Source organism: Pseudomonas sp. CM25, assembly GCF_013179705.1.
Lineage (GTDB): Bacteria > Pseudomonadota > Gammaproteobacteria > Pseudomonadales > Pseudomonadaceae > Aquipseudomonas.
This window is the reverse complement of the sequence record NZ_JABMCW010000308.1, coordinates 1-6,465: the sequence shown is the minus strand read 5'-3', so window position 1 is coordinate 6,465 and position 6,465 is coordinate 1. Positions and strand designations below refer to the sequence as shown.

The window sequence follows — 6,465 nt, the reverse complement described above, 5'->3', positions numbered from 1 at the left end:
AGGACGGCCAACAATGCGCGACAAGGTGCAAAATGCACCAGGGCGCCATCGTTTTAGGATGATTTGCACATTCGTGGGCGGCGGAGCGCTGACTTTCGGGATGTCCCGGGACCCCGTTGAATCAGAGATTTACGATTTGTTCCATGAGGGGTGGATGTATTCGCGGGCAGGGCGGTGAGCGGCATGCTCGCTGGTGAATTGTCACAAACCTCTCGGATGCGCCGCGCCTGGTTGCAGCACAGCGCATCCGCAAGGTGCCTCAGTAACTGGCCACCAGCAGCTTGACCGCCTGGCAGGCCGTGTCGGTTTCGGCCTCCAGGCGCGCGCGGTCGCCGTGGGCGGACCAGGCGAGCATCAAGCCGTCGAACAGGTTGATCAGTAAGCGGCTGATGGTGGTCAGTGCGGTTTGATCCAGCGCGCCGTCGGTGACTTTCACGATGGCCTGCTGGGCCGCGTCGAGGGAAACGGCATAGATCTTGGTCGCCATCTGCGGGTTGTTGCGCAGGTTCCAGCAAAACAGTTCGAACTGGGTGGTGGCCATTTCCGGGTGAGCCGTGAACCAGTTGACCAACTGGCGCAACATCTCGCCGACCGATTCCGCTGCCGTGGCGCCTGTGGGCACGTGTTGCAACGATTGTTGCGGCATGTTGATCAAGGACTCGTAGACCGCATAAAACAACTCGTCCTTGGTGTGGAAGACATAGTGCAACGACGCCAGAGGCGAGTCTGCCGCCGCTGCGATACGCCGGGTGGTGGCGTTGGCCACGCCATGTTCCGCGATCACCTTGACGGTGGCCTCGATGAAGTCCTGCCTGCGCTCTTCAGCGCCAATCCGAGCCATTGAGTTCTCCCTATTCGGTAGTGCCGCCAGCCCTTGGTCGGGTGTCGGCGGTGACGAATGCTATCGCAAGGTCATGTCTGGATCCATGCGTCGATGCAATCCCATGCCCTAGGGATAGCACAGCACGAAAATTAGTTTAATCAAACGACTTGATCAGCTGACCATGTTCGGTAATGATGAGTTCTCCACCGTGGCATCGCTGGACGAAGGTCGCGAACACTGTGGTTGGCACCGGTGGGCTAAGCCGGGTGGCCGAGGCTCACTGGACAGAACAACGACAAAACCAGACAGGTAGAACGCAGATGGATACACGAAAACTCTCGACGGTCGGCAGCGATGCCTCGGTCGAGCAAGTGGTGGAGATCATCCGGCGTGACGGTGGGGTCATCATTTCCGACTTCGTCTCGCCCGCCACACTGAAGTCCCTCACCGAAGAGCTGGACACCTGCTTGAAGGCCACGCCTTGCGGTGTCGACCCCTACTTCGCAGGCACGCAGACCCGGCGTGTCGCCCGTATCATCGGGCGCAGCGACACGGCGGTGGAGGTGGCGCTGAACCCGCTGTTCATCGGCGCGGCCCGGCAGATCCTGCAGACACCTACTCACGTCTGGGTAGGGAGCGACCGCATGGAGATCGCGCCTGATATTCAACTCAGCATTACCCAGGCCATCCAGATCGGGCCGGGCCAAGGTCTCCAGCCCCTGCACCGTGACGATGCGACTTCGCTGTGGCGCCACCCCCAGTACGGGCGTGAGGCGCGGCTGCAGATGATGCTGGCCATCTCGGATTTCACCGAAGAGAACGGTGCGACCCGGGTCATCCCCGGTAGTCATTTGTGGGATGACGAGCGTATGCCGACTCAGGAAGAGACTGTTGCCGCGCAAATGAAGGCCGGCTCGGTGTTGCTCTGGATGGGGTCGGTGTATCACGGCGGCGGTGCCAACACGTCCGACGCTCCACGCACCGGCCTGACGATGGCCTACGACCTGGCCTTCCTGCGCCTTGAAGAGAATCACTTCCTGTCCATTCCCATTGAGCGCGTGCGCCAGTTGCCTGCAGAAATGCAACGCCTGCTGGGCTGGAGTGCGAGCTCCACATTGCTGGGGTGGGTGGAAATCGATGGCCAGATGCGCGACCCGCAAGAGTTGCTGGGCATGGCGGACTTCACCGAACCGGGCAAAGGGTTCTGACGCTTCTGGGCCGCCATGTGGCGGCTCAGGGGGCAAGCCACAGTCGATTTTCCGGGAGCCATGTAAATGAATGCGTTGAACAAAGCAGCCCAGGGCAATGCAGCACCGTTGACGTTTCGTAGCCTGGGTGGATGGGTGGAGCGGCCAGGCGATTTGCAGCCGACGCTCCAAGGGCAGGCGCAGGCCGATGTCATCGTGGTCGGCGCCGGCTTTGCCGGCCTGTCGACCGCGTTGGAGCTGAGGGCGCTCGGCGCGGATGTCATCGTGCTGGAACAGGAGTTCGCCGGCTTCGGGGCCAGTGGCCGCAATGCGGGCTACCTGCTGGGCAGCATGGGGATTGAGTACGATATGTTCGTCAAGCGCGTGGGCATGGAGCAGGCAACGCAATTCGTCAGGTTCTATGACGAGGCTGTGCCCTACGTGGAAGGCCGATTCAAGACGCTGGGTATCGACTGCGACTACAACCCTTCGGGCGTGCTCCGGGCATGTGTTCATCGCAGCCAGGAGAAGCGCTTGCTGCAAAGCATGGCGCTGGGTCGCAAGCTGGGCGCGGTGAGCCGCTTTGTGGACGGTGTCGAGATGCGCGCGCGGGGTATCCCCCCCGCCTTTCTATTTGCCGCCGAGCAGTGTGGCGGCACCTTGAACCCAGGTAAGTACGTCGCCGGCCTGCGGCGTGCGGCCATCGAGGCAGGGGTGAAGCTTTACGAACGCACACCGCTGCAGTCCTTCAGCGAAGGGCCGGTCATTACCTGCAAAACCGCGCAGGGCAGTGCGAGCGCCCCGGTGATGGTGCTGGCAACCAACGCCTATACGCCACAGTTGGGGGTGTTGCGCAACAAGGTCGCGGCGATTCGGGTGTCGGCAATCGAAACTCAACCGTTGTCGACGCAGCAGTTGGCTGATCTGGGCTGGCAAGGACGGGAAGGGATCATCACCCCGCATTACACCATGGAGAGCCACCGCCTGACGGCGCACGGCACGATGGTACTGACCGTCAAGAAACTCGGTTATGCCTACGGTTCGAACACGCCCAATATCCCTGACCATACCGCCTACGCGGCATTGGCCCAGGTGCTGCGCGAGCGCTATCCGGCACTGCAAGGCCTTGGTGTGAAGCACTGTTGGAGTGGTTATGTCAGTGGCGCCTACGACTTCCTGCCGGTGATCGGCACCATGGGCGCGACACAGAATATTTACTACACCACTGGCTGCTCGGGCCACGGACTGGGCACTCAATCCTTGATCGGGAAGCTCTTTGCCGAGCAAATCAACGGCAAGGCGCCTGAACTGCTGGCGGCATTGCAACACAAAACGCCCTCCATGTTGCCTGAACCCTTGCAATGGTGCGTCATCCACTCTGGCTTTGCGGCAGCCAAGTTGCTGGATGACTGGACCGATAGAAAAGTGCGTAAAAGCAACGCCAATAAGGGCTGATTGCATTTGCTGTGCTTGTTCTATGCCCGGCATTTTAAAACTACGGCGCGCCCCTTTTGACAGAGGCTGTTATTGTGGAACTCATAGACGTATTCGCGTTGATCTCATGCGTGTTGCTGGTGGTGTGTGGCTTGGGTTATGGCACAGCATTTATCAGGCGCAAAAATTATCTGCTGGGTGTGGAGTTCTTGATTGTGGGTATTTCTGCAACGAACTTTACGGCGTTTATCGCGACGGGGTGGCAGGCTAATTATAATATTGCCATTTTTCTCGATGCGTTTTCCCGCGGGGTCGGCGTGCCGATTATTGTCACACTCGGTTTGATGGCCGTGACGCATAATTACAAACCGTCGCCGACGAAGGATGTCCTATTGTTTTTGGCGGCTTTTATTTCTACGGCTATCTATTTCATGTCGTCGGCATTCAAAGCCTGGCTTCCCTATTTCTATGTACTGATGTGGTTGCTCGCCACGCTGTACCTGCTCTACTTCATGTGGCGGCTGGCGCGGGCGGGCGAGTTTCGGCACGCGCTGGCCACGCTCCTGGGCGCGGTCGCGGGGCTGACCATAGCGCTACGGTACGATTTCTTCCCGATTCCGGGGGATGAGACGAAGATGATATTCATGACCAGCGCGTTTCTGGTCTGGTCTTATTCCATGGCCCAGTTGTTCTATGCCTACCGTGCACTTCAGCGTTCCACTAAAGCTTCCGCCCAGGCCATGTCTCACTCCAATTGATATCAGCAGCAGCGCCCTATCTTTTTGAAGATGGTTTCCGTGTGTGCAGGGTATGTTTTTCGGGACTCGCGGTTACTCCATGGCGGGCCGTAGGCCTGCTTTTTTGCCGCCCCTCGGGGCGGTTTTTTTATGGGTGATCCATTCGTATTGATAATGAGCCTGGATAAGCGGCGTGCCTAGGGTGTGCGGGCGCGCTAGTTGGCGAAGTGTTCAGGCGGTGCATTATAAACGAGCATCTTTCGGTAACACATGTTTCTTTAATTCCCAGTAAAGGGCAGGCGCCTGGCACGTATTAAACGACCACCAATGTTAACTAGCTGATTTACCTGATGTAATCCACCTGTCAAGCATTATGGCATGTGGTTTGCGTGTTGATCATCCGACATGGTCAGATGACCATGTCGGATGATCAAGATGTGCCAGGCACCGATTTTTCCGCCCGGAAAGATCGAGCAGCCGGCCCAAGCCCTATGTTCGAGGAACCCCTTATGAAAGAAGTCACTGCACGGCCGGAAGGTGAAGTTTCCGCCCGCCGTATTTTCAGGCAGCTGCTGGTTACCCTGGCGGCATCGGCCGCCATCTGTTCGGTGCAGGCCGCGCCCCAGGGGGCCGAGGCGCTGGGTTCGAAGCTGACGCCACTGGGCGGGGAGGTCGCCGCCAGCCCAAGCGGCGATATTCCGGCTTGGACAGCGCCGGGGCCGCAAGGGGCGGGCTGGAGCTATGGCCAGGTACGAGGGGAGCATTGGAAATTCAAGGGCGACAAACCTCTGTACAGCATCGACTCGAGCAATGTGGCGCAGCACGCGAGCAAGCTTGCCCCCGCCCAGCTGGAACTGTTCAAGAAGATTCCGGGCTACCGGATGGACGTCTACCCGACCCGCCGCACCTGCGACGCGCCGAATTTCGTGGCGCAGAACACTCGGCAGAACGTGGGTTTCGCCAAACTCGATGGCACTGGACTGGCGCTGGAGGAAGCCCATTTGCCGGGTGCGCCGTTTCCTTTGCCGAGCAGCGGCGCCGAGGTGATGTGGAACATGAAGATGCGCTACCGCGGCGTTGGCGTTGAACTGCCAAAAAGCATCTCGGGCATTTCCCCGCGCAAAGGCGGGGAGTGGCTGCGCCAGTCCACCGACCTCATCTTCTATACGCCCTGGGGCAAAAAAGGCAGCACGCTGTTCTCATCCGTTGGCCGTCTGGAGAACGCCGGTTTCTTCAGTTACCTGGAGCCCGCCGCACTGGCCGGCCAGGCTGCAGTGCAGACGGCCGTGGCCGGCGAGCAGGCGACGACTTTCTACTACTTCCCCGGCCAGCGGCGCGTGCGGCGCATGCCGTCGTATTCCTACGACGCGCCGCAGATCGGGCTGGATAACCAGTACAACGTCGACGAGGCGAATGTGTTCTTCGGCACCATGGACCGCTTCGACTGGAAACTGGTCGGCAAGCAGGAGCTGCTGGTGCCGTACAACGCCTTCGGCGCCTATGACACCAGCGCCAAGGCAGAGACCTTCGCGGGCAACGATTCGCTTGCGCCGCAGTCGCGCCGCTACGAGCTGCACCGCGTCTGGGTGGTCGAGGCCAAGGTCCGCGAGGGCATGCGCCACCAAGCGCCCAAGCGCATGTTCTACATCGATGAGGACAGCTGGAACCCCCTGCTGGCTGTCGACTACGACAAGCAAGGGCAGATCTGGAAGGTGCGTGAAGGCTTCTCTATCCCCGTGTACGAGACAGGTGCTTGCGATGTGCAGGCCCAGGTCCAGTACAACCTGGTCGATGGCCGTTATCTGTTCGACATGAGCTCGATCGGCGCGGGCAAGAACGATATCCGCTGGCTCACCGAGGACGGTAGCAGCCCCCGCCTCAAACGCGATTTCTTCACCTCCGACAACCTGCGAGCCATCAGCGAACGCTAAAACGACGTCAGATCGAGAGCCAGCATGAAAAAAATAATTAGCAAAGCATCAGGCCTTGTCATCGTGTGCGCGACCCCATTGGCAATGGGGTTCACCTTCGAAACCGAAACCCTTCATGGCTCGTTCGACTCCACCATCACCGCAGGCATGGGCCTGCGTACCGAGTCGCGCGGCTGCAACCTGATCAACCAGGGACCGACCGGGCACAATGTGCCCTCCGGCTGCCTGGCGCAGAGCTCGGGCGTGGCGGATCAGGGCGACCTGAACTACGACCGCGGCGATATGTTCACCAACTACCTCAAGGGCACCCACGAGCTGTTGCTGAAGATGCCCGAGGACGTCACCTTCATGGC

At 59.8% G+C, this 6,465-nt stretch carries 6 protein-coding genes; 5 read left to right on the top strand and 1 reads right to left on the bottom strand.

Features of this window, described 5'->3' with window-relative positions:
* Nucleotides 1–259: 259 nt before the first annotated feature.
* A complete protein-coding gene (locus tag HP546_RS23915) occupies nt 260–841 on the bottom strand; it encodes a TetR/AcrR family transcriptional regulator (protein ID WP_172230353.1) in 582 nt (193 codons plus the stop codon).
* A 302-nt stretch (nt 842–1,143) separates the two neighbouring features.
* On the opposite strand from HP546_RS23915, the gene HP546_RS23910 reads away from it, so the two are divergent.
* The 5 genes from HP546_RS23910 to HP546_RS23890 form a co-directional block, all read left to right on the top strand.
* Nucleotides 1,144–2,031 carry a phytanoyl-CoA dioxygenase family protein gene (locus tag HP546_RS23910; protein ID WP_172230352.1) on the top strand — a complete coding sequence of 296 codons (888 nt, stop codon included), beginning with the start codon at nt 1,144–1,146 and terminating at the stop codon, nt 2,029–2,031.
* Between the two features lie 66 nt (nt 2,032–2,097).
* Entirely contained in the window at nt 2,098–3,465 is a 1,368-nt protein-coding gene (locus HP546_RS23905; RefSeq protein ID WP_172230351.1) for an FAD-binding oxidoreductase, read from the top strand.
* 74 nt (nt 3,466–3,539) lie between these two features.
* Entirely contained in the window at nt 3,540–4,202 is a 663-nt protein-coding gene (locus tag HP546_RS23900; protein ID WP_172230350.1) for a hypothetical protein, read from the top strand.
* Nucleotides 4,203–4,690: 488 nt separating this feature from the next.
* Nucleotides 4,691–6,112: a DUF1329 domain-containing protein gene (locus HP546_RS23895; protein WP_172230349.1), complete on the top strand. Its 1,422-nt coding sequence runs from the start codon at nt 4,691–4,693 to the stop codon at nt 6,110–6,112.
* Nucleotides 6,113–6,196: 84 nt separating this feature from the next.
* On the top strand, nt 6,197–6,465 hold a 269-nt coding region (locus HP546_RS23890; RefSeq protein WP_172230348.1), incomplete at its 3' end, for a DUF1302 family protein.